This is a genomic window from Lactobacillus helveticus (assembly GCF_046109915.1).
GTDB lineage: Bacteria > Bacillota > Bacilli > Lactobacillales > Lactobacillaceae > Lactobacillus > Lactobacillus helveticus.
In genome coordinates, this window is the sequence record NZ_CP151471.1 from 714,430 (window position 1) to 737,421 (window position 22,992).

Genomic DNA, 22,992 nt, shown 5'->3' on the forward strand with positions numbered 1-22,992 from the left:
AAGTTCAAAGTTTTTTCTTTGTTTTGAAAAAACAAGGAATAATGATCTAGATCTAGACTAATCATTGTTTCCTAGAAACCAAAATATCACAAAACCCTTATTACAACAAGGATTTTTGCAAAATATTGGTGTTTTTTTCATTATTTTCTCTTACGCGGCAGAATTTTAATCGGAGTTCCCGCAAAATCAAAGTTTTGTCGCAATTGATTAATTAAAAATCGCTCATAAGAAAAGTGCATTAATTCCGGATCATTAACGAACACAACAAAAGTTGGCGGATTGGTGCTTACTTGTGTCATGTAGTAAACACGCAATCTCTTTCCTTTAATCATTGGTGTTGGAACTAATTTACTTGCTTCAAGCAATAAATCATTCAGCACGCTTGATTGAATACGTTGATTCTGATTATCGTAAACTTCTTTAACCATTGATGGAATTTGATCAAGGCGTTGGCCAGTTTTAGCTGACACAAACAAAATAGGTGCATAATCCAAATATTGGAATTCAGCTCTAATTTCCCGTTCAAATTCCTTAGCACTAGTACTGTTCTTCTTTGGTAAGTCCCATTTGTTTACAACAATGATAATTCCACGTCCTGTTTCGTGTGCATATCCGGCTACGTGCTTGTCTTGTTCTCTAATGCCCGTACTTGCATCAAGAACAAGCAAAACCACGTCTGAGCGTTCAATAGCAGCCATAGCACGTAAGACAGAATACTTCTCGGTCTTTTCATAAACCTTTCCGCGTCTTCTGATACCAGCAGTATCAACTACCTTAAATTTAACACCATCTTTAGTGAACGGTGTATCAACTGCATCACGAGTAGTGCCTTCTTCGTTTGCCACAATTACTCGGTCTTCACCCAATAATTTGTTAACAATTGAAGATTTACCTACATTTGGACGTCCAATTACGCTGAATGAAATAACATCATTGGCTTGGCTATCCTTTTCAGCTGGGAAATCACTAACAATTTCATCTAGCAAATCACCAATACCAGTCCCGTGACTGCTAGATACAGGAATAGGATCGCCTAATCCTAAACTATAGAAATCATAAATATCATTTCTCTGTTCAGGATTATCTGCTTTATTAACCGCTAAAATAACTGGTTTTTTGGTGCGATAAAGAAGATGTGCAATTCTTTCATCAAGATCTGTCACATGATTTACTACATTTGTAAGCATCACAATGACATCTGCTTCTTCAATCGCAATTTCAGCCTGTGCACGGATCTCTTCTTCGATTTTTCCACCTTCCCAGGTAATACCACCTGTATCGATTAAATCGAATTTATGACCCATCCATTCAGCTTGAGCATAATTACGATCACGAGTAACACCGGGTTTATCTTCTACGATTGCTAAGCGTTGATTAATAATTCTATTAAAAAGTGTAGATTTTCCTACATTTGGTTGTCCAACGATTGCAACAACTGGTAAAGCCATATGTGCCCTCCTTTTAAAATATAAAAATAAAAAAGCCGACTCTGTGTCGGCTTTTTTAACAGAAATGACTACTTACGGTCCTTTAATTGGTCACCAATGATGTCACCTAATGCAAAGCCGTTATCGTTGTCACCCATGTACTTCTTGTTAACTGAGTTTTCGTTACGTGAACGACGTGGACGAAAACTGTGGTTATCTGATGAAGAAGCGTTTGAGTCAGCAGCCTTGATTGAAAGTGAAATTCTTCTGTCACTTGGGTCAATGTTCAAAACCTTAACCTTAACAGTTTGACCAACCTTCAAAACATCGCTTGGCTTGTCAACGTGCTTGTTTGAAATTTCTGAAACGTGTACTAAACCTTGAATACCGTCAGCAACCTCAACAAATGCACCAAAGTTAGTTAATGACTTAACCTCACCTTCAAAAACATCGCCTTCGTGTAAGTCAGCTGTAGCTTGTTCAAATGGAGAAGGTTCAGTTTGCTTAATAGACAGGGAAATACGATGTCTGTCATTGTCAATACCAATAACCTTAACCTTAACATCTTGACCAGCCTTCAAAACATCGCTTGGCTTATCAACATGCTTGTAAGAAATTTCTGAAATGTGAACTAAACCGTCAACACCACCAACATCGATAAATGCACCAAAGTTAGTTAAGCGTGAAACCTTACCTTCGATAACGTCACCAACAACTAATTGTGATGCAACCTTATCAAATGCTTCTTCACGTTCTTCTTCAACTAAATCCTTGTGTGAAAGAATCAAACGGTTCTTGTTAGGATCGATTTCAGTAATCTTAAGCTTCATAGTCTTACCAATGTAAGGCTTAAGATCTGAAACGTAACGGTTTGAAATTAATGAAGCTGGTAAGAAACCACGTGTACCAACATCTACAAGTAAACCACCACGAACTGATGAAGTTACAGTACCTTCGATAGCATTACCTTCTTCGAAGTCCTTTTGTAACTTGTCGTAAGCTTCTCTTTCCTTCAAGCGGGTAACTGAGAAGAAAAATTCACCATTTTCCTTATCGCCACCGGCTCTTCTTAATACTAAGGCCTTGAACTTGTCGCCGGGCTTAACTAAATCGCGTAAGTCTGCGTTACGATCTGAAGTGTATTCACGACGAGTAATAACACCTTCAACACCAGCGTTTACAACACCAACATTGATTTGGCCGTCTTCAACGTCTAATACTTCGACATCGACAATATCTCCGACCTCAACTCCTTGCATTTGCTTTAATGCGTCTAAAAATTGATTACTGTTTTCTGACATATGTACCTCCCAATATCATGTCCCATTTTAAAGGAAAGTTTGATATTTTTCTACTATTTTGTGCTGTTTTTTTAAAAAATTTTTTGAGTTTTTTTGATTTCCGCTAAAATTGCATCTACAACTTGCTCAATTGACATATTTGTAGTGTCAATTTCAATTGCATCATCTGCCTTTTTTAGTGGTGAAATCTTACGGTGTGAGTCTTTATAGTCTCTTGCTGCAATATCTTGTTCGATTTCATCTACTGTTTGTTTAGACTCAATGCCACGTTCTTTGAAATCCAAGAGTCTACGTTCAGCACGAGATCTAGCAGAAGCTACTAAAAAGATCTTTACTTCTGCATTTGGTAAAACAGTCGTACCGATGTCGCGACCATCCATAATTACATTAGTTTTGCCAGCCATTTGGCGTTGCAAACTAACCATTTTTTCTCGTACTTTAGGCAATGCAGAAACTTGTGACACGTTAGCAGAAATTTCTGGTGTTCTAATTTCTTTAGATACATCTTTTCCTGCTACATAAACCTTTTGCTCACCATGTTCAGACTTCAATTCAATTCCATCTTCATCAATAGCTTGCAAAATTCCTGCTTCATCCCCGTAATCTAACTGATGATTACGAGCAATAACCGTACATGCACGGTACATTGCACCAGTGTCTATATAAACGTAAGACAGCTTTTTAGCAATGATCTTAGCAACCGTGCTTTTACCTGCTGATGCAGGTCCATCTACTGCTACTTGCATTTTAATAAAAAAGAGATCTTACTGCTCGACCTCTTTTATCCTTTCTGAAAGATTATCTCAATTTAAGTGTTTGGCCAACATTGACGTTTGAAGTATCTTCAAGATCATTTAATCTGGATAATTGATCAACAGTCATACCATTTTTTTCTGCAATATTAGTTAAAGTATCACCATCTTTAACTAAATAAGTCTTAGGCTTACTTTCTTGAGATGAACTTGAACTAGTCTTAACAGAATTCTTCTTAGCTGAAGATGAAGTCTTTTTAGCTTTATTAGATGATTTAATTGCCTTAGATGACTTTTTAGAAGAAACTTTCTTAACTGTTTGAACTTCTTCAGCTTTTTCAGAATGGCCTGATGATAAACGATGAACAACTGGAATCAATGCAATTAAGATAACTACCAAAATTACAATAACTGCAATCCATCTAGCAGATCCACCGGGCTGCTTATCCTGTGAACTTCGCTTCTCAGTCGGCCGTTCATAGTGTTGATATGGCCCTGTTGATTTTTTATCCATCTGTAAATTCCTCCATTCACTTAACGGATTAATTCTAGCATACTTTACTGGTCTTTGAATATGAAAAATCCCATCAACTTTAAAAGTTAATGGGATTCTATAATTCTATTTCAAATTAAATCTCTTTCGTACAAAAGGCTTAATCGTTTTAATTGTTGCTTCAAAAAGCAAATATACAACTACACTATTAATTACGCCCTTTAGTAAATTGAATGGCACTATAATCGTAAAAATATAAGCTTGCATGGATGGCAAATGCAATAATTGTCCTAAATAAACCTTTTCAGTAAAGTTATACAAAGCGCCATAACTATTGATCGCAGGTAAATTAGGAACTGAGGTTATTGCATATAACGGAGTTAAAATAAATGCATTAGTTAACGACATTACGCAAGTCATTGCAATAATGCCAATAATTAAACCGAATATTGGTTTAATTATCCCCATTTTTGTCTTTCTATTCTCAACAGTTATATTTTTACTGAAGAAATAAAATGGCAAAGCAAACGATATTGAAGCAAGAAAGGCCGCAACCTCACCTACTACACTTGACAGAGCAAAACCAGCAAAAATCAAACTCAAAATCATTCTAATCAATGCAATGATTATACCTGGAACAGCTCCAAAAATGAACATTCCAATTGTAATAATTACATCTGAAAAATCAAACTTTAAAAAACCTACGCCAGGAATAATTGAAAATTCAAATTTCATTACCACAAAGGCAATACACCCAATTAATGCATATGCAATAATATTTGCTAATCCTGTAGCATTTGCTTTCGATTTATTCATAAACTTACTTTCTTTCCTACAAAAAAGGTCCATTGCTCCAGCAACAGACCTTTATAAAGTAAAGTAAAATTTATTTTATCGATCTGTCTTCTTCCATCTAGACTTTAACTATCGGTATCAAAAGATTCAGCCACTTGCGTGGGTCGCGGACTCTAACCGCCGGTCGGGATTTTCACCCTGCCTTGAAGACAACAACCTATATATCTAATTTCTAAGTATAAATTAATCTAATCTCATTAATTTGTCAACTTCGTGCTTTGATAATTCACGATATTGTCCAGAAGTAAGAGAATCCAAAGTCAAAAACGCATACTTTTCACGTGATAATTTTTCAACTAAGTGACCTACTGCCTTAAACATGCGCTTAACCTGGTGATAATGTCCTTCGTGAATGGTCAATTGAACAATTTGAGTATCCTTGCGTTTATCTGTTTTAAGAATCTTCACTTTTGCTGGAGCAGCTTTAAATCGATCTAGTTTAACCCCAGTAGTTAATGTTTTAATCTCGTCAGGAGTTAAAATTCCCTTGATTTTAGCAACATAAACTTTAGAAACTTCATTTCTTGGGTGCATCAATAAATTAGCCAATTTGCCATCATTGGTCATTAAAAGCAGGCCTGAAGTATCATAATCAAGACGACCTACTGGATATAAGCGATATGGCACATCTTCAAAATAATCTACGACTGTTTTTCTCCCCTTATCATCATCTGCGGTAGAGACAACACCACGTGGCTTATAAAAAAGATATGTGTGTAAACTTTCTCTTTCAATCGGTTCATCATCAACTGTAATATTACTAAAGGTTTCAACTTTAGTCCCTAACTTAGTAACTACCTTGCCGTCTACCTTCACACGGCCAGCTACAATCATTTTTTCTGCTTTTCTTCTTGAAGCGATTCCAGCTTCTGCAATTACTTTTTGTAGTCTTTCTTCCATTTATTCTTCCTCTTTCTGCATCTGCTTATCTGCAGTTCCTTTAGCTTCAAACAAGTCTATCTCGCCATTGCTATCATTATCAGCGAAATCTTCTATTAAAGGCAAATCTGCTAAACTATGATAATTGAAATACTGCAAGAAATAATCAGTAGTCACGTATAATTTAGGATGTCCTGGAGCATCTTTTTTTCCATCAGCTTTAATCAGCCCACGCCAAACCAAGGTCTGCAAGGCGCCGGATGAATTAACCCCGCGAATGTCATCAATTTCCACTCTTGTAATAGGTTGACGATAAGCAACAATTGCCAAAATCTCTAAGGCTGACTGACTTAAATTTTTAGTTAAATCCTTTTGAAAATATTTTTCAATTATTTTAGCTGTTTGTGGACTAGTGGTTAGCTTATATGTATGAGCAATATGAATCAATTGCAAGCCAGAATCTGCATCTTGCGTTAATTTTCGCTGCAAGTTTTGAGCTACTTTATCTAAAGATTCTCCGTCAATTTCCAGCATTTCAATTAAATTTTGTTCTTCTAGTCCATTATCACCTGCTACATATAAAAGTGCTTCTAAATTTGCCTCTTTACTTGCCATTTACATCATTTCTTTCTAAATTTAAATCACCAAATTCTCTTGCTTGTAAGACTCGAATCTCGTGTTTTTTGCTCAATTCAAGCATTGCTAAAAATAAACCAATTACATCAGAAATGCTATGCATCTTGTCTGCACAACTAAAAAAGCTTACTTGTCGCTTACTTGCTAGACGGCGATGTAAATAATCAATCATCTCATTAATCGGTGTTTCAGCTACTTTAATTGAAGCAGTATCTGGCTGCCGCATTTTTAATCGACGCAAAACCATTGAAAAAGTTGTTGCCAATTCATTTGAGGTAATTTGTCCCTTTGGCAACGGTTGAACTTTAACAGACGTTGAAACACTGGCTTCCTTAGAAACAACAATCGGCACTTCTTCATTTCGTTCTTTGAAATATGCAGAAATCTTTTTAAAAATTGAATATTGTACTAATTGCTGCACTAATTCATCACGAGGATCATCTTCAGGTTCAATTTCATCTACAAAATCGTTTTGTGGCAACAAATATTGTGATTTTATTCTTAATAAAGTTGAAGACATCATAAAATACTCACCTGCAATTTGCAAATTCAGGCTTTGCATTTGTCTTAAATACTCCAAATATTGGCTAGTAATCTGAGCAATCGGAATATCATATATATCTATTTTTTGTGATTGAATTAGATGCAATAATAAATCTAATGGCCCCTCAAAATTAGGCAATTCTAACGTTAAATTACTTTTATTCATTATCTTCTTCGACGGTTTTTAATAAATTCGTATACTCAGGCACAGCAGTAACTCTTTTATCAGGATATTCATTTTTTAGCTCATCTACGATTTCTTTTTCGTAGCTAATTTCACGAAAACCGGTAGCTAAAGAAAGATATCTGATCACGATAAATTGATCAGTCACTTGTGTACCCAACACCCCTACAATATTGTTCTGTTTATTACGATACAAATAAAGCATAAAATCATTATCTTCTTGATTAAGCCCTATTTCTTCTTTTAGATTTTCAATATTTTTAAAATCCGGCAAGTATGAGAGCAATCCCATAGCCATTTTTTCATAGTCTTTTTTATACTGTATTAGCATTGTTAATCACCTAAAGACGAGGATGCGTCTTTTGATATACCTGTAAAATATGTTTTTGAGACAAATTAGTATAAATTTGAGTAGTGCTTATATCTGAGTGTCCTAAAATTTCTTGAACGACTCGTAAGTCCGCACCATTTTCAAGCAGATGTGTAGCAAAGGTGTGACGTAATGTATGAGGTGTAACATCTTTGGTAATACCGGCAGATTGACAATACTTTTTTATCATTTGCCAAATTGCTTGACGCGTAAGCTGCTTGGCCCTGCTATTCAAGAAAATATGTTCATCATTTTGTCCAGCTTTCAAAATTAGCGGATCACGCACTTCTTTTTGATATTGTTTTATCCAATGCAAAGCTACTGAGCTAATTGGTATTAAGCGCTCCTTAGAACCCTTTCCCAGTACTCTAACTAAACCCAAATCTTCATGCAGGTCTTGTAATTCTAAATTAATCAATTCACTTACACGCATACCTGTAGCATATAAAGTCTCTAAAATTGCTCGATCTCTTAAGCCTAATTTCCGTTTAATATCAGGTTGAGCAAGCAAATCATTAATTTCTTTTTGATTCAAAGCTACAGGAAGACGGCGTTCTTTTTTAGGCAAATCAATCTCAAGCATTGGATTTAATTTTTGAATATTTTGACGCGCAAGCCATTGATAAAATTTACGCATGCTAGAAATAAGACGACTGATTGAACTTGTGGCTTTATTTAAATCGTACTGTCTTGCCAAAAAAGCATCTACATCACTAGCTTCAGTGGGCCACGAATCCATGCCTTCTTTTTTTACAAAAGCTAAGTATTCTTCCAAATCTTGACGATAGGCAGTAATCGTATTGCTGCTTAAACCACGTTCAATTTGGCTATATCGTAAATAATCATCAATTTGATCTTGTAACTTATTCTTCTCCATCAGTATTCTCTTCTGGATCTTTAATTAAAGTAATTGTTCCGGCAGTTTTATCTTCCTCAATCAAACCTGCCTTAAGCAAATGCCCTAATGCACGCTTAAATGCAGATTTAGAAATGCCGAAGTAACGCTTTATTTCTTGTGCATCAGATTTATCGTAAAATGGTAAAGTCTTAGTTTCTCTTCTGCGTAAACTCATCAAAATCATTTGTGCATCATCGTCGATTTCTTCAAAAGCACGTGGCAAAGCACTCAAGTTTAAACGACCATATTGACTTATACCAATAACTCTACCCTTAAATTGCTCACCTAAACGCATTGGACGAGGCATTTGTGACTCGTGGACAAAGCCCAAGTAATAATCATTAGTTAAAACAAAAGCCCCAATTTCACGAGTGGCATAAACAGTTCCAACAACATTCTCATTATTCATACCATTAGGAAAGTTTGCTGCCAATTGGTCAAAAATATTTTCGTCAGCCAATTTAGCCCAAATTCGATCCTTATAGTCGGTTTCTAGTCTTACCAAAAGACGATCATCGCGACGAGGCCATCTTTCCTTTTCTCGTGGCAAATCATCCATTGATACTACCACATCTTTATCAGGTAATCCGACATCAACAAACACACCTAAACCTGGTCGAACTTCTGTTACCTTACCCCAACCATATTGATCAGGTTGAGCAAAAGGTAAGAACTGCGTCATTTCTCGATCATGTGACTTATTATCATAAATAAAGCCCTCGATTTCATCGCCAACTTTAGGAATTTCGTCTTGGGTAAGCTCTTGCTTTTTTAGTTCATAAGTAACGCCATCAATTTGTACATAATAGGCGTTGTCATTTTCATCAATTATTTTTCCTTTTGCAATAGTTCCAAGCATTTCTTTTTCTCCTACTTTACATATTCTTTCATATACAAGTATAAAAGATATTTAGACAAAATAAAATAGCCAGCTCGAAAGCTGACTATTTTTTTGATTAGCTAATCTATATTTTGTTTTTATCTTTTAATTAAAGGTTTGAGATTTCGCCTTGGTAGATAGCACCACGACGAGCGTCAACAGTAATAGTTAAACCATCAGAAATCTTTTCAGTAGCGTTAGTAGTACCAACAACAACTGGGATACCTAATGATAAACCGATAACTGCAGCGTGTGAAGTCAAACCTGAAGCTTCAACAACTAAGCCTGAAGCCTTCTTGATAGCTGGGTTGTAGTCTGGGTCAGTAGACTTAGCAACTAAGATGTCGCCTTCCTTAACCTTGCTGTTAGCTTCTTCAGCTGAGTTTGCTACAACAGCCTTGCCGATAACTGAACCGTTACCAACACCTAAACCTTGAACAAGCTTGTTACCGATAATTTGTAACCTCATCAAGTTAGTTGTACCTGAGTCACCAACTGGAACACCAGCAACGATGATTACAAGGTCGCCATCCTTAACAAAGCCCTTTTCCTTAGCTACCTTAGCAGCTACTTCAAACATGTCATCAGTTGACTTAGGCTTTTCAGTCAATAATGGTTGTACACCCCAAACGATACCCAATGAGTGTTGGATCTTTTCATCGAAAGTCAAAGCAATGATGTCTGCGTTTGGACGGTACTTAGAAATCATACGTGCAGTGTAACCTGAGTTAGTAGCAGTAATGATAGTCTTAACACCTAATTCTTGAGCAGTACGTACAACTGATTCACCGATAGCTTCAGTTACGTTTGAACCCTTGTAAGCTTCGAATCTTTGAAGTGCTAAAGTGTTACGCTTAAGCATTTCTTTTTCAGTACGTTCGTCAATTTCAGCCATTGCCTTAACAGCCTTAACTGGGTAAAGACCGTTTGCTGATTCACCTGAAAGCATAGTTGCGTCAGTACCATCAAGAACAGCGTTAGCAACGTCAGAAACTTCGGCACGAGTTGGACGTGGGTTTTCTTGCATTGAGTCAAGCATTTGAGTAGCAGTAATAACTGGCTTACCAAGTGCGTTAGCCTTGCGGATTAAGCTCTTTTGTACAAATGGAACTTCCATAAATGGAATTTCAACACCCATGTCACCACGAGCTACCATCACACCATCTGAAACTTGTAAGATTTCGTCAGCGTTGTCAATACCTTCTTGTGATTCAATCTTAGGGAAGATCTTAACGTAATCTGCGCCAGCTTCTTCACAAAGCTTACGAATGTCTAAGATGTCTTGAGCCTTACGTGCAAATGAAGCAGTAATGAAGTTAATACCGTATTGTAAACCGAACTTAATGTCGTCAGTATCCTTTTCAGTGATACCTGGAAGGCGGATTTCAACACCAGGAGCGTTAACACCCTTCTTTGAGCCAATAACACCAGTGTTTTGAGCTTCACAAACTAATTCTCTCTTAGCGTCATCCTTTTCCTTAATCAAAAGGTCAACCAAACCATCGTCGATTAATACGTGACCACCAACGTGAGTATCATCGTACAAACCTTCGTAGGTAACGTGGATCATGTCCTTGTTACCCTTCTTGGTGTCGTCCATTGATACACGGATCATATCACCGGTATTAATAGTAAACTTACCACCTTCTTGTTCAGTGGTTCTGATTTCAGCACCCTTAGTGTCAAGGTCGATGCCAAGAAGCATACCAGTATCCTTTTCCACTTGACGAACCATCTTCATACGAGCAAGGTGTTCTGGGTGATCACCGTGTGAGAAGTTGAAACGGAATACGTTTGCACCAGCTTTAGCTAAAGCAGTAATAGTTTCAATATCGTTTGAAGCTGGTCCTAAAGTACTAACAATCTTAGTTTTCTTCATTATTAAAAAAATCCTCTCCAAAAATCAACTAAATTAATATTTAGTCATTTCTTCATTTACATCCAATAACGCATAATCGCCATGGTGTTTTCCGTCAAACAGATCAAGAATGTCGTGGGTACTAAGTTGACCATTCTCCATGCCGACAGCTAAACCGCCCTTCCCATCGAGAAGCAACTTAACAGCATAGTTACCCATCTTAGTAGCATTAACTCTATCTGTGACTGTTGGTGAGCCACCACGTTGCATATGCGCAAGGACATTAGCACGAGCATCAAAATCGCCGTATTTAAGTAATTCATCCTTAAACTTATCAGCGGTCATGACACCTTCTGCTAAAACAATGATACCATGATCTTTGCCATCTGCAAAACCACGAGTGATAGTTTCTGCAATTTCTTTAACGTCGTATGGACGTTCAGGAATAACAATTGCATCTGCACCACTAGCTACACCAACACGCATAGCGATATCACCACATTCACGTCCCATTACGTTAACAACGAAAACGCGGTGGTGACTACTTGCTGTGTCGCGAATCTTATCAATTGCGTCCATAGCAGTACGACAAGCAGAATCAAAGCCAATCGTGTAGTCGGTATAAGGAATATCATTATCGATAGTCCCTGGTAAACCAACTGAGTTTACGCCGTGGCGAGTCAAGGCTAAAGCACCGTGGTAAGATCCGTCACCGCCAATAACGATAACAGCATCAATACCATGTTTCTTCAATTGCTCAACACCCTTTTGTTGCACTTCTTCTTGTGCAAATTCAGGGAAGCGGGCACTGTACAAAAATGTACCGCCTTCACTTATCTTGTGGTCAACATTTTCCGTAGTAAGCGGAACAAAGTCACCTGCAACCAAACCAGCGAAACCATAACGAATTCCAAAGACTTCAAGTCCATGATGGATAGCAGTCTTGGTGACAGCTCTAATTGCTGCATTCATACCAGGGGCGTCTCCGCCACTAGTTAAAATACCAATCCGTTTCATGAATTCACCTCATCATGATTATTTTGTGTAATTTCTCACATCAAATAAATATTAACATTTTTTCACCCAAAAATCTCACAAAAATTGGGCTAAATTACGGTTTATTTTCATTTATAAAATGTTAGCACTTACATGCAAAGCAAGAATAATTTATTCTTTTAAAAATTATTCTTTAAAATTTACTTTTCGCAAATTGGTAAGCAGATATTGCTTTTTATTTTGGTCAAAACGATCTCCTTGCACGCGTAAACCTAATAAATAAATGTCACCGACTTTTAATTCTGTACCAAATTTTTCATAAATTCGAGGAAAAATCACAACCTCCTGCTCACCAGAAGTATCAGCAAAGCTGGCAAACGCCATATTTTTGCCATTTTTGGTTCTAATTTGCTTGAACCTGATTAATTTGCCCACTCCAACTCCTGATTCATTCAATTGGAATTGATTTAACGGTCTGCTATTAAATTTTTGAGCAAATTTTTGAACAGCAATTAAAGGCGAAGTAGTTGTCGAAAAGCCTAAAACTTTTTCTTCCATTGCAACTTTTTCTGCACCCGTTGGTTCATCTGCTGGCTTAAGCGGTGCATTCCCCAATATTTCAGATAAAGAAATATTTTGACCTGTCAATTGCACATTAGCAATTATTTCATCGCAATTAACCAATAATTCATTGCGATTTTTTTCAAGCCCATCAAAAGCACCAGCCATAATTAAAGCCTTGATAGCATCAGCTTGCAAAAACTTAGGATCGATTCTACGCAGAAAATCATTTAATGATTTATAAGGCTTAGTATTATCTGCAATTTCTTTAGCAAAATCTACTCTTAAACCTTTAATAGCCTTCAATCCAACCAAAATCTGTTTATTTTTCAAAGTATATTCCAAACTACTGTGATTAATATCAGGAGGCAAAATCTTAATATTAGCTTCCTGCGCCTGCATAATATAATCTTGTGCCTTAGCTCCAGCAGCCGAATTTAACATCGCCGTATAAAAAGCTGCAGGATAATGAACTTTTAAATAGGCTAGCCAGTAGGCAATTTTTGTATAAGCAACGGCGTGGGAACGGTTAAATCCATAATTAGCAAACTGCTCAATATATTGATATACCCGCTCCGCTACAGCCTTGGTATGGCCTTGTTTGATGGTGCCAGCAATGAACTTGCCTTTTTCCTGCTCAATTACGTCTTGCTTTTTCTTAGACATGGCACGCCGCAAAATATCAGCCTCACCTAAAGAAAAGCCAGCCAAAATTTGTGCCGTTTGCATTACTTGTTCCTGATAAACCAAGATGCCATAAGTTGGCTGCAATATTTTCTTCAAACTAGGATCAGGATATCTGACTGCCTCTTGCCCATTCTTTCTTCTGACAAAGGCATCGATATTTTGCATTGGACCCGGACGGTATAAGGCATTCACCGCTACTAAATCTTCAAAATTATCAGGATGAAGCTTACGTAAAACTTGGCGAATACCACCTGATTCAAATTGGAAGACAGCATCTGTTTTTCCTTGTTGGAAAAGTTGCAGAGTTTGTGCATCATTTAAAGGAATTTGATTAGGATCAATCTTTATGCCTTGCTGACGAATTAAATTTAAAATATTGCCCAATACGGTTAAATTACGCAATCCCAAAAAGTCGATCTTAAGCAAACCCAAAGATTCAACATACTTTTTAGTTTGTTGAGTAACAGGGATCCCCAATGGGCCTGCCTGCAGGCCTGAAATTCCCGCAATTGAATTGTCACTGATTACGAGTCCAGCAGCGTGAATAGAATAGTGGCGCGGTAAGCCTTCCAAACCTAAAGCCGTTTTAAACAGCAATTTATTTTCAGGCGTAGCATCGACTAATAAACGCAATTCTCGTGACTGTTGATATGCCTCTTTTAATGTGATCTTGCCTTTGGAATAAGGGATTGCATCTGCCCATTTTTTGATCTCAACCATCGTTAAGCCAAATACTCGACCGACATCCCGCAATGCCTGCTTTGCAGCCAATGTTCCAAACGTCAAAATTTGTGCTGCATGATCCATTCCATATTTTTGATACATATATTTAATTACAGTATCTCTTTGAACATCGGGAATATCCAAGTCAATATCGGGCATTTCATGACGAGATGGATTTAAAAACCGTTCAAAAAGCAAATTATATTCAATTGGATCAACTTCAGTAATTCGCAAGGAATAAGAAACTAGTGATCCACACGCAGAGCCACGCCCTGGCCCAGTAGTAATCTGAACGCGGTGGCAATAATTAATCACGTCCCATACAATCAAAAAGTAATCATCAAATCCCATTTGATTAATGACGCGCAATTCGTAATTTAATCGTTTTTGATATTCTGCTGGAATCTTATTTTGACCAAAACGCTGCTGCAATCCAGTTTGAGCTAAATAGTGCAGATATTCTTCCGAAGTGACAAACTTTTTTTGATGATATTTAGGCAAAACAGGCTTTTGAAAAACAACTTCCGCATTGCATTTTTCGGCAACTTGCCATGTGTTATTTACTGCATCGTCTAGATCAAATTCATGATATCGCTGAAGCAATTGCTCTGCTTCGACCAAATAATGTGATCCTTCTTGTTTAGCTAACGGCAAGGCATCCTGAATCTTGTCTCCTGTAGCAATCGCACGCAACGTTTTTTGCAAAAATTGATCATGCGGATTCAAATACTCGCTATCTTCAGTTGCAAGCAGTGGTAAATCAAATTGTTTGCTTAAACTGCGTACATAATCAATATAATTTTGCATACTTGGCTTGGCGTATACACCCAAATAAAGATCTGAAGTTAATTCTTTCAAATCTCGAATTAGGTCACTACCTAGCTGCTTATTTGTTTCAAATAAAGATAATAATTCACTTTTGGTATTGGCAGGAACAATCAGTAATAAATCCGCCAGGTATTTACTTAGATCTTTTAACGTTAAAACATTATTATTTTGTCCATTATCAGTTAGAAGATTAATCGCACTCGATAAGCGCAACAAATTATGATAACCTGCATTTGTTTTGGCAAAAGCAATTAAGTCGTATTTTTGCGTGCTATCAACCAAACCATTTAATCGCAACTGCATCCCTAAAAGTGGCTTAATTCCCGCTTTTTTAGCCAATTCATAAAAATTGACCAAACCATATGTCACATTTACATCAGCTAGTCCTACAGCTTGATAGCCCCTTTTCTTGGCTGTTTCAATTAAATCTGAAACTTTTGTAGGACTATCTAGCAAAGTAAATGAACTTAGGTTTTGAAGTGTTGCTACTTGCATAAAATAACCACCTTTCACTGCAGAAATTTATTAAATTAAGTATAACAAATTGCACTAATCTCGTTTGAAATTAAACCTTATTTTTGATAAAATTCTATCCGAAAGAAGGAATCAATATGGGTCGATATCTAGTCACAATTTTATGGAGCATAATCTACATGTTTGTTGTAGGCTTTATTGCTGGACCTTTAACTCAAAGTGCCTCATTCAACGCTAACGATGTTAAGACTTGCTTAATCGTTGGCCTTATCTTCGGCATTCTTTTCTCAGCAATCATTGCAACTATTACTGCTCATTCACATAAGGACAACAGTAAATACAGTAAGTTAAAATAATTATTTTAAGAAAAAAACACGTGAGAATTCATAGTTCTCACGTGTTTTTTTCTTAATTAATAGAATTTGTAGTTTTTATTAGTATCTACTTGAACATCGCCATGAGTCAAATATTCGCTGAACATCTGAACATAATCCTTATCTAGCGTTGTTTCGATTTTATCCATGCTATATTCTGGATAGAATCCGCCACCCATTGCACGATAATTGTTAACAGCCAAATGATAAACCTTGTCATCTTCAATTGGCTTGCCATGCAAAGTAAGCTTAGTTAAACGTTCACCCTCTGGCTTAGATAAATCAGCTTCATATTCAACTGGATAAAAGACATCAAAATGATAAAGCATTGGCTTAGGCTTAATCCAGCGATCGATGAAGCCAATCTTGCCATCTTTATCTTTCTTCAAAAAGCCGACGCTGTGTTCAATAATATGACGCAACTCTTTACCAGTCAGCTTAACTCGGCAAAGCTGGTTAGCATATGGATAATTTAACAAAACATCACACATAGTAACTGTTTCATTAAAGCCATTAGCAGTTTCACTCATGACAGCCGTAGCAGAAACATCTGCCTTAGTAAACCATAATTGCATTTGTTGAATCAGGTTAATGAAAGGTGCACCTTCAATTCGGCCCTTCATGGCATTTTCAATCCGTGCAGGCTTATTTAAATGAGCTATAGGCTTATCCAACCATTCTTGAGTTCTCTTGTCTAAATCAGCGATTTTTTCGACTACAGCAGGATCTGGAGCACAATCCTTAGTATCAATCAGCTTAGTCGTCATATTGGTGATCTTTTTAGTATTATCATCAACTTCAACAATGACTTCTGCAACAGCTTCACCACGATAACCAGGTTGAACAATTGCAGTATTTTTAGTAACCAAATTCAAGCGACGGTGCTGATGGCCAGTTAAGAAAACATCAACTTCAGGAATTTCAGTTAAAATCTTGTATCCTTCATTTTCACCACGATGTGGTTCAGTAGCCTTTCCTGTTTCTGGATCACTTTCAAAGCCGCCATGATACATTACGGCTAGAATATCTACTTGAGGGCGCAAAATTTTAGCATAATGCTTAATCTTCTCATATGCCGAAGCAAATTTTAGACCTGCAACATTTTCTTTAGGCTCCCAATGCGGAATGTATTGTGTAGTAATACCCAAAATACCAATTTTTAAGCCGTTTCTTTTAATGATGACATATTCACGACCAAAAAATGGCACTTCAGTTTCAGCATCCAAAACATTGTCATTAATAATTGGAGCCTTGTTATTATCAACGTAATAGCTTAAGTAGTCTAATCCAAAATTAAAGTCATGATTACCCAAGCAACGTGCATCATAACCTACTGCATTATATGCTTCGGTGAACTTGCACAAGTCACTATAATCACCCGTAGAATGGGCATATGAAGCTAGTGGAGAACCTTGAAGGCAGTCTCCCGCATCAGTGACGACGACATTATTATCACCGTATTTCTTCTTCTCAGCCTTAATTACTGAGCTAACTCTACTTAAACTAAAAGGTGCATTATAATCAGTTTTGTTTTGATAATCAGTTGGCAATAAAAAGCCATGAGTATCACTTGAATGCAAAAATACTAATTTCATCTTTCATTTTCCTTTTCTTAGGCATAAAAAAAGACACCATCATTCCAGGTGCCTTTTAATTAGTTATTGCCGTTATCGTTGTTGTTTACAACTTGACGACCCTTGTAATAACCCTTTGGTGAAACACGGTGGCTTAAGCGGTATTCACCAGTAGTTGCATCATAGTGCATTGCTGGAACACTCAACTTAATATGACCACGACGTGAACGTTTCTTTTGTTTAGAAGTATGTCTTGCAGGAACTGCCATTTAATTGATCTCCTTTATTGTAGTCTTAAGCTTCAGGATTATTTAACCCTGAATTACTCACGTGATTCAATAATACTATTCAATTAAGAATAAATCAAGATCTATTCTTGGTTCTTCTTGTTTTTATTCAAAATTAAACCAAAATGTTGCTCATCTTTTTCTTTTTTATCACGGCCGAAAAACCAAGCAATAATCATACCGATAATTACCATTACTGCCAAAATAACAATTAACGGTAATTTAACCTTAAAAAAGCCGAAATTAATTGCTACCGGTGAAGTATTTAAAACAACAAAAATCACCGCAATTAAAGTGATAATTGAACCTATAATTAGATTTTTTTCTTTTTCCATTTCCAATTACTTTCTAGAAGCAAATTTTAAAGAAAGCATATCTCCAATTGATGGGAACAAGTTATAAAGTTTTGCTAATACAGCTAAGCTCAATGGCAAATTAAGCTCACGTTTATCACTGCCGAAGAAATGAACAACTTGCCAAGCTACATCATCTGGATCAAGCATAAATTCTTGCACGTTTTCTACATAATTTTCTGTCTTATCAGCCACATTAAAGAAATTAGTATAAACAGGACCAGGGTTAACAGTCATCACCTTAACGCCAAATGGCATCAATTCTAGACGCAATACATTTGAGAATTGAATAACTGCAGCTTTTGAGGCGCTGTAAGCAGCTGATTTAGTGGTTGGGACCTTGCCTGCAATTGAACCAAAGTTAATAATTTGACCGTTCTTTTGTTCCATCATTACGCGGCCAACTAGTCTAGTGAAATACATCAAACCTAAAACATTAACTTGGAACATGTTAGTAACGTCTTGCATCTTTTGATGCATGAATTCCTCAAATTTACCAAAACCGGCACAGTTAACCAAGAAGTCAATATGCTTTACTTGTTTAGTAATTTCATCAAAAGTAATTTCAATTTCTTCTGGCTTGCCCATATCAGTTGGGAATACATATGCTTCAGCTCCAGATAATTCTCTGGCTTCAGCAGCAATTTCATCTAGTCGATCTTTTCTTCTTGCTATTAAAATCACAGTAGCACCACGGCCCGCACTTTCAAGTACAATTGAGCGACCAATACCACTAGAAGCACCAGTAACAATAACAACTTTATTTCTTAATGAATCTTTCATTTTTCTGAACCTTTCATTGGAATATTAATTTGATCAAAATCATTAACTAATATTGTATTAGGGAAAACTTTTTTAGCTTGACTTTCGAGTTTCTTAGCTTTATTTCCCATATAACGAGCAGAAATATGACTTAAACATAATTTTTTAACATTTTCCTGCTTAGCAATTTTAGCTGCTTGAACAGAAGTTGAATGGTAATAATTATGTGCCATCTTAGCTTCATCTCCAGCAAAAGTTGATTCATGAACCAAAACATCTGCATCTTTGGCTAAGCGAGCAATGCTTGGTGTTGAGCGAGTATCATAAATAATAGTCACGATTCTGCCAGGCTTTTCAGCACCTAAAAAGTCTTTACCGTTTAAAACTGTTCCATCAGCTAAAGTAACCTGCTCACCTCGTTTTAATTGACCAAGAAGTGGGCCGTTAGGAATATTATACTTTGCTAACTTATCAATTAAAAGTTCGCCGGGATGAGAATCTTCAACTACTCTAAATCCAAAGCTAGGTATTCTATGGTCTAATCGATCAGTATAAACGCGAAAGCCCTTGTCTTCACAAATCAAACCTGGCTTAGTCAATTCCACAAATTTAATTGGATATGACACTTTAGTTCTGGATACTTTTAATGAAACTTTGACAAATTGTTCAATACCAGGAGGGCCATAAATTGTTAATGGACCTACATCCCCTTGAAAAGATCTAGTTGAAAGAAGTCCCGGCAAGCCAAAAATATGATCGCCATGATTGTGTGAAATAAAAATTTTAGTAACTTTTCGCAATCTAATATTTGTTCTCAGAATTTGGTGCTGTGTAGCTTCTCCGACATCAAATAGCCAAATTTCATTTAGTTCATCTAGTAACTTAAGCGCGACACTTGAAACATTACGCTGTTTGGAAGGCTGTCCTGCTCCCGTGCCTAAAAATTGTAATTCCATGAAAATCCTATTCTAAACTTAAAATTTTGAATGTTTAATGATTGTCTTAGTAATAAAAGCACTGTAATATTTAGAACCCGTAATATTAGGATGAGTGTGGTCATCATAAAACCACTTAGGATGATCCTTTGAATATGAATACCAGTCAATAATTATAAAATTATGATAGCGTTTTGCACCTTGTTTTAGCAAATCATTTACAGGTCTTTGCCAATCACGTGTTGGAACATGCACATTGATCCAAAACACCTTTCTCTTAGGACCAACCTCTTGCATAATTCTATTCAAATCGTCCATTGAAAATGGTCCATTAGTACCTAAGCCAATCAATACATTATCCGCCAAAACACCTTGTCTCTTATAATTATCTAGCAAGCCAAAGGCAACATTTAATTGACGAGATACCGCTGCATCAATCAAGGCTTTAGGCATCAGCTGCTTAAGATCATTGCTTGAGCCAGCCATGACAGAATCTCCAATCGCAGTTACTTGCACTTTTTGTGCTAATTCCAAATCGAGTTGAGAAATACCATACTTAACATATGATTGGTTAACCGGATTGCTTTTCGCCTTCTTAGCCGCTTCTTTGATAATCTTCGAGTCGTTTTCTTTTTGCTTTTTCTGTTTTTTCAGCTTTTCAATTAACTTGGCGTTATCCGATTTTTGTTTTTTAGCGTTACGATTTATTCTTTGAGCTAATTGACTCTTGTTAAAATCTTCTGCCTTAACATGTGGAGAAATGGCAATTGCCACACTGCCAAATATCAATACAAATGCTGCTAAAACTGCTTGAATTTTCTTTACGTAGTTTTTAGCTTGCATATCAAAAACATGACCAAAGTATTGCTTAGTTTTCTTCCAAGTAATCTTGCTCATTGGTCTTTCAATCAAACGATAAGTAACTTCGCTAATGACTAAAATCAAAACCAATTCAATTACTCGATATAAAATAGGATGATCGCCTAAATTGTTAATTTTAGATTCAAAGAAAATCATTATTGGGAATTGGTAAAGATAAATACCATAACTTCTTGAACCAATCCAATCAAAAAGTTTGTTAGTCATGATTTGATTCCAATGACTGCCTGGATGGGCAATTACACCGGTAAAGATGCAGACAATTAATGAAAACAGCAACATCCCTCCACAGTACGCAAATGCTTGTTGCGGATTCATTGCCTTAGCAAAATACATTACTAGCAGCAAAATAAATGAAACCAGACCAATCACATCTAACAGGATTCGATCTTGCTTAGGCACTTCCGGATTTAGCTCTTCTATCGGCCAGATAACAGCCAGAGCGGCACCTAAACCTAATGAGAAAAAGCGAGTGTCAGTTCCATAGTAAATTCTGTTAATGTCAGCCTTCGTCAAATACAAAATTGCCATTTCGATTGCTGACAGAAGAGAGACAGCTATCAAAAAGTAAAAAATTCTTTTCTTCTTTTTGACTAATTTAACCAATAAAAAGATAACTAAGGGCCATACTATGTAAAACTGCCCTTCAATAGACATCGTCCATAAGTTTGTAAATGGAGATTCATTATTGGCAAAACGTTCGAAATAGCTTTGACCATTATTAATCTGCCAAAAATTAAATACATTGAGCAAATTAGCAAAAACAATCTGATTTAATTTGGCAAGCAAATTCCTTTGAAAAAGGAAAATATAAGTCGCACTTATCCATAAAACTGCAATCAATTGCGGATAAAGTCTCTTAATTCTGTTTAAATAAAATCGGCGATTGTTATAAGTACCCGTCTGATCATATGAATTCAGCATATGATCCATTACCAAATAGCCTGATAGAACGAAAAAAATCGGCACTCCCAGATACCCGCCGATAAAAGAATTAGGATCGAAGTGATAAAGTATTACTCCTATAACTGCTAATGCTCTAAGTCCAGAATATCCTGTAATAAACCGATTTCTTCTCATATTCATCTCTACCCTTATTGCTATTGCACGAATTCAAAGACAAATTTGCCGATTGCAACATCATCACCATTGACTGCTCCCTTTTCACGCAATGCATCATCAACGCCCAATCTCTTAAGACGTCTTGCCAAACGCATAATTCCATCTTGGTGATCTAAGTTTGTCATTTGAACTAATCTTTCCAACTGTTCGCCCTTAACGACAAATTCGTGTTCTCCAACCTTTTCAACAGTAAACTCATTCTTTTGTGGTGCTTTGTACTTGTATTCCTTGGTCTTTTGAACAATCTTAGGTTCTTCTTCTGCACGCTCTTTTTCTACTTCTTCTACAAGAGTTGCAGTATCATTCATAAGTTTGCTTACACCTTTATGAGTTACGCTGGAGATCTCATAAACAGGCTCATTGTTGCCTTCTTCTTTTAAGGCTTTCTTAAATGCAGCCAATTTTTCTTCTGCTCCTGAAATATCCATTTGAGAAGCAACAATTAATTCCCGCTTTTTAGATAAGTCTGTTTCGTAATTTTTAAGTTCATTTTTAATAGTGTGATAGTCTTCGATTGCTTCACGACCATTATTAGGATCCATTGAAACCAAGTGTAAAATTACCTTAGTTCTTTCAACGTGACGCAAAAATTGAATACCAAGACCTACCCCTTGGCTAGCTCCTTCAATTAAACCTGGTAAATCAGCCATTGAGAAATCACGACCGTCTGGCAAAATCACCATGCCCAAGTTAGGGGTTAAAGTAGTAAATTCATAAGCTGCGATCTTTGGTTTAGCTTTAGTAGTTACTGATAGCAAAGTAGACTTCCCTACTGATGGAAATCCTACTAAACCGACATCAGCCAAAAGTTTTAACTCAAGACGTAAAACTCTGTCTTCGCCAGGTTCACCATTTTCAGCAATTTCAGGAGCGGTATTTACACTGGTAGCAAAGTGGATATTGCCACGGCCCCCGCGACCACCTTTAGCAACTACTAATTCTTGGCCTTTTTCAACTAGGTCGCCAATCAATTCACCAGTATTAAAATCATATACTGTTGTACCTACTGGTACCTTTAAATATAAATCCTTAGCTGCACGACCATATTGGGACTTTATTCGGCCGTTTTCACCACTATCAGCTTTAAACTTGCGCCGATAACGAAAATCCATTAAAGTACGCAAACCACTATCTGCGACAAAAATAATGCTGCCGCCGCGGCCACCATCACCGCCTGCTGGTCCGCCATTTGGAACATATTTTTCATGGCGGAAAGCCACCATGCCATCGCCGCCTTTTCCGGCTTGGACTTCAATTTTAGTCTGATCAACAAATGTAGGCATGTATATCTCTTCCTTCCGTCTCAATCTAACTTTTATACTATACCACACAAACACGCTCTACAGCGCGAATTCTAGGTT

At 36.7% G+C, this 22,992-nt stretch carries 22 protein-coding genes and 1 riboswitch; of the genes, 1 reads left to right on the forward strand and 21 read right to left on the reverse strand.

From position 1 onward, the window contains the following. Positions 1-140: 140 nt before the first annotated feature. The 14 genes from der to AADV52_RS03770 form a co-directional block, all read right to left on the reverse strand. Positions 141-1,448: a ribosome biogenesis GTPase Der gene (gene der, locus AADV52_RS03705; RefSeq protein WP_014918896.1), complete on the reverse strand. Its 1,308-nt coding sequence runs from the start codon at positions 1,446-1,448 to the stop codon at positions 141-143. Positions 1,449-1,516: 68 nt separating this feature from the next. Further along, entirely contained in the window at positions 1,517-2,728 is a 1,212-nt protein-coding gene (gene rpsA / locus AADV52_RS03710; RefSeq protein WP_014918897.1) for a 30S ribosomal protein S1, read from the reverse strand. A 71-nt stretch (positions 2,729-2,799) separates the two neighbouring features. Then, complete coding sequence (gene cmk / locus AADV52_RS03715) at positions 2,800-3,474, reverse strand: (d)CMP kinase (protein WP_003626524.1); 675 nt, start codon at positions 3,472-3,474, stop codon at positions 2,800-2,802. A gap of 52 nt (positions 3,475-3,526) precedes the next feature. Then, positions 3,527-3,994 (reverse strand): SAG1386/EF1546 family surface-associated protein, encoded by a 468-nt coding sequence (locus AADV52_RS03720; RefSeq protein ID WP_014918898.1) that lies wholly within the window; start codon positions 3,992-3,994, stop codon positions 3,527-3,529. Between the two features lie 105 nt (positions 3,995-4,099). Further along, entirely contained in the window at positions 4,100-4,789 is a 690-nt protein-coding gene (locus tag AADV52_RS03725) for an ECF transporter S component (protein WP_014918899.1), read from the reverse strand. An 81-nt stretch (positions 4,790-4,870) separates the two neighbouring features. Next, positions 4,871-4,983: riboswitch (FMN riboswitch) on the reverse strand. A gap of 28 nt (positions 4,984-5,011) precedes the next feature. Further along, on the reverse strand, positions 5,012-5,728 hold the full coding sequence (locus tag AADV52_RS03730; protein ID WP_014918900.1) for a pseudouridine synthase: 717 nt from the start codon (positions 5,726-5,728) through the stop codon (positions 5,012-5,014). After that, on the reverse strand, positions 5,729-6,322 hold the full coding sequence (gene scpB, locus AADV52_RS03735; RefSeq protein ID WP_014918901.1) for an SMC-Scp complex subunit ScpB: 594 nt from the start codon (positions 6,320-6,322) through the stop codon (positions 5,729-5,731). Then, positions 6,312-7,052 (reverse strand): segregation and condensation protein A, encoded by a 741-nt coding sequence (locus AADV52_RS03740; RefSeq protein WP_012211813.1) that lies wholly within the window; start codon positions 7,050-7,052, stop codon positions 6,312-6,314. The genes scpB and AADV52_RS03740 overlap by 11 nt, the downstream gene beginning before the upstream one ends. Beyond that, positions 7,045-7,401, reverse strand: coding sequence for a hypothetical protein (locus AADV52_RS03745; RefSeq protein ID WP_014918902.1), 357 nt, complete (start codon positions 7,399-7,401; stop codon positions 7,045-7,047). The genes AADV52_RS03740 and AADV52_RS03745 overlap by 8 nt, the downstream gene beginning before the upstream one ends. Before the next feature lie 10 nt (positions 7,402-7,411). Then, positions 7,412-8,317 carry a site-specific tyrosine recombinase XerD gene (gene xerD, locus AADV52_RS03750; protein ID WP_003626532.1) on the reverse strand — a complete coding sequence of 302 codons (906 nt, stop codon included), beginning with the start codon at positions 8,315-8,317 and terminating at the stop codon, positions 7,412-7,414. Then, positions 8,304-9,197 carry a CvfB family protein gene (locus AADV52_RS03755; protein ID WP_014918903.1) on the reverse strand — a complete coding sequence of 298 codons (894 nt, stop codon included), beginning with the start codon at positions 9,195-9,197 and terminating at the stop codon, positions 8,304-8,306. The genes xerD and AADV52_RS03755 overlap by 14 nt, the downstream gene beginning before the upstream one ends. Before the next feature lie 130 nt (positions 9,198-9,327). Continuing rightward, entirely contained in the window at positions 9,328-11,097 is a 1,770-nt protein-coding gene (pyk, locus tag AADV52_RS03760; protein WP_014918904.1) for a pyruvate kinase, read from the reverse strand. A 33-nt stretch (positions 11,098-11,130) separates the two neighbouring features. Then, positions 11,131-12,093 (reverse strand): 6-phosphofructokinase, encoded by a 963-nt coding sequence (gene pfkA, locus AADV52_RS03765; RefSeq protein WP_012211810.1) that lies wholly within the window; start codon positions 12,091-12,093, stop codon positions 11,131-11,133. Between the two features lie 165 nt (positions 12,094-12,258). After that, positions 12,259-15,366: a DNA polymerase III subunit alpha gene (locus tag AADV52_RS03770; RefSeq protein ID WP_014918905.1), complete on the reverse strand. Its 3,108-nt coding sequence runs from the start codon at positions 15,364-15,366 to the stop codon at positions 12,259-12,261. 116 nt (positions 15,367-15,482) lie between these two features. On the opposite strand from AADV52_RS03770, the gene AADV52_RS03775 reads away from it, so the two are divergent. Continuing rightward, positions 15,483-15,701 (forward strand): YjzD family protein, encoded by a 219-nt coding sequence (locus AADV52_RS03775; RefSeq protein WP_041808741.1) that lies wholly within the window; start codon positions 15,483-15,485, stop codon positions 15,699-15,701. A gap of 56 nt (positions 15,702-15,757) precedes the next feature. On the opposite strand, the gene AADV52_RS03780 is transcribed toward AADV52_RS03775, so the two are convergent. The 7 genes from AADV52_RS03780 to obgE form a co-directional block, all read right to left on the reverse strand. Continuing rightward, on the reverse strand, positions 15,758-17,314 hold the full coding sequence (locus AADV52_RS03780; RefSeq protein WP_014918906.1) for a bifunctional metallophosphatase/5'-nucleotidase: 1,557 nt from the start codon (positions 17,312-17,314) through the stop codon (positions 15,758-15,760). 59 nt (positions 17,315-17,373) lie between these two features. Continuing rightward, on the reverse strand, positions 17,374-17,562 hold the full coding sequence (gene rpmF / locus AADV52_RS03785) for a 50S ribosomal protein L32 (RefSeq protein WP_003547064.1): 189 nt from the start codon (positions 17,560-17,562) through the stop codon (positions 17,374-17,376). A 101-nt stretch (positions 17,563-17,663) separates the two neighbouring features. After that, on the reverse strand, positions 17,664-17,915 hold the full coding sequence (locus tag AADV52_RS03790) for a lipopolysaccharide assembly protein LapA domain-containing protein (protein WP_014918907.1): 252 nt from the start codon (positions 17,913-17,915) through the stop codon (positions 17,664-17,666). 6 nt (positions 17,916-17,921) lie between these two features. Beyond that, on the reverse strand, positions 17,922-18,716 hold the full coding sequence (locus AADV52_RS03795) for an SDR family NAD(P)-dependent oxidoreductase (RefSeq protein WP_014918908.1): 795 nt from the start codon (positions 18,714-18,716) through the stop codon (positions 17,922-17,924). Beyond that, complete coding sequence (gene rnz, locus AADV52_RS03800) at positions 18,713-19,651, reverse strand: ribonuclease Z (protein WP_014918909.1); 939 nt, start codon at positions 19,649-19,651, stop codon at positions 18,713-18,715. Before rnz ends, AADV52_RS03795 begins: the two co-directional genes overlap by 4 nt. An 18-nt stretch (positions 19,652-19,669) precedes the next feature. Next, a complete protein-coding gene (locus AADV52_RS03805) occupies positions 19,670-21,589 on the reverse strand; it encodes an acyltransferase family protein (protein WP_164539732.1) in 1,920 nt (639 codons plus the stop codon). 20 nt (positions 21,590-21,609) lie between these two features. After that, complete coding sequence (obgE, locus tag AADV52_RS03810) at positions 21,610-22,914, reverse strand: GTPase ObgE (RefSeq protein ID WP_014918911.1); 1,305 nt, start codon at positions 22,912-22,914, stop codon at positions 21,610-21,612. Positions 22,915-22,992 lie beyond the last annotated feature (78 nt).

Coding starts and splice junctions, on each gene's coding strand:
- AADV52_RS03805 (WP_164539732.1), bottom strand. CDS start 21,589: ATGAGAAGAAATCGGTTTATTACAGGATATTCTGGACTTAGAGCATTA.
- rnz (WP_014918909.1), bottom strand. CDS start 19,651: ATGGAATTACAATTTTTAGGCACGGGAGCAGGACAGCCTTCCAAACAG.
- rpmF (WP_003547064.1), bottom strand. CDS start 17,562: ATGGCAGTTCCTGCAAGACATACTTCTAAACAAAAGAAACGTTCACGT.
- scpB (WP_014918901.1), bottom strand. CDS start 6,322: ATGGCAAGTAAAGAGGCAAATTTAGAAGCACTTTTATATGTAGCAGGT.
- AADV52_RS03795 (WP_014918908.1), bottom strand. CDS start 18,716: ATGAAAGATTCATTAAGAAATAAAGTTGTTATTGTTACTGGTGCTTCT.
- AADV52_RS03745 (WP_014918902.1), bottom strand. CDS start 7,401: ATGCTAATACAGTATAAAAAAGACTATGAAAAAATGGCTATGGGATTG.
- AADV52_RS03790 (WP_014918907.1), bottom strand. CDS start 17,915: ATGGAAAAAGAAAAAAATCTAATTATAGGTTCAATTATCACTTTAATT.
- xerD (WP_003626532.1), bottom strand. CDS start 8,317: ATGGAGAAGAATAAGTTACAAGATCAAATTGATGATTATTTACGATAT.
- rpsA (WP_014918897.1), bottom strand. CDS start 2,728: ATGTCAGAAAACAGTAATCAATTTTTAGACGCATTAAAGCAAATGCAA.
- AADV52_RS03720 (WP_014918898.1), bottom strand. CDS start 3,994: ATGGATAAAAAATCAACAGGGCCATATCAACACTATGAACGGCCGACT.
- AADV52_RS03740 (WP_012211813.1), bottom strand. CDS start 7,052: ATGAATAAAAGTAATTTAACGTTAGAATTGCCTAATTTTGAGGGGCCA.
- AADV52_RS03730 (WP_014918900.1), bottom strand. CDS start 5,728: ATGGAAGAAAGACTACAAAAAGTAATTGCAGAAGCTGGAATCGCTTCA.
- obgE (WP_014918911.1), bottom strand. CDS start 22,914: ATGCCTACATTTGTTGATCAGACTAAAATTGAAGTCCAAGCCGGAAAA.
- pfkA (WP_012211810.1), bottom strand. CDS start 12,093: ATGAAACGGATTGGTATTTTAACTAGTGGCGGAGACGCCCCTGGTATG.
- AADV52_RS03775 (WP_041808741.1), top strand. CDS start 15,483: ATGGGTCGATATCTAGTCACAATTTTATGGAGCATAATCTACATGTTT.
- AADV52_RS03770 (WP_014918905.1), bottom strand. CDS start 15,366: ATGCAAGTAGCAACACTTCAAAACCTAAGTTCATTTACTTTGCTAGAT.
- pyk (WP_014918904.1), bottom strand. CDS start 11,097: ATGAAGAAAACTAAGATTGTTAGTACTTTAGGACCAGCTTCAAACGAT.
- cmk (WP_003626524.1), bottom strand. CDS start 3,474: ATGCAAGTAGCAGTAGATGGACCTGCATCAGCAGGTAAAAGCACGGTT.
- AADV52_RS03780 (WP_014918906.1), bottom strand. CDS start 17,314: ATGAAATTAGTATTTTTGCATTCAAGTGATACTCATGGCTTTTTATTG.
- AADV52_RS03755 (WP_014918903.1), bottom strand. CDS start 9,197: ATGCTTGGAACTATTGCAAAAGGAAAAATAATTGATGAAAATGACAAC.
- der (WP_014918896.1), bottom strand. CDS start 1,448: ATGGCTTTACCAGTTGTTGCAATCGTTGGACAACCAAATGTAGGAAAA.
- AADV52_RS03725 (WP_014918899.1), bottom strand. CDS start 4,789: ATGAATAAATCGAAAGCAAATGCTACAGGATTAGCAAATATTATTGCA.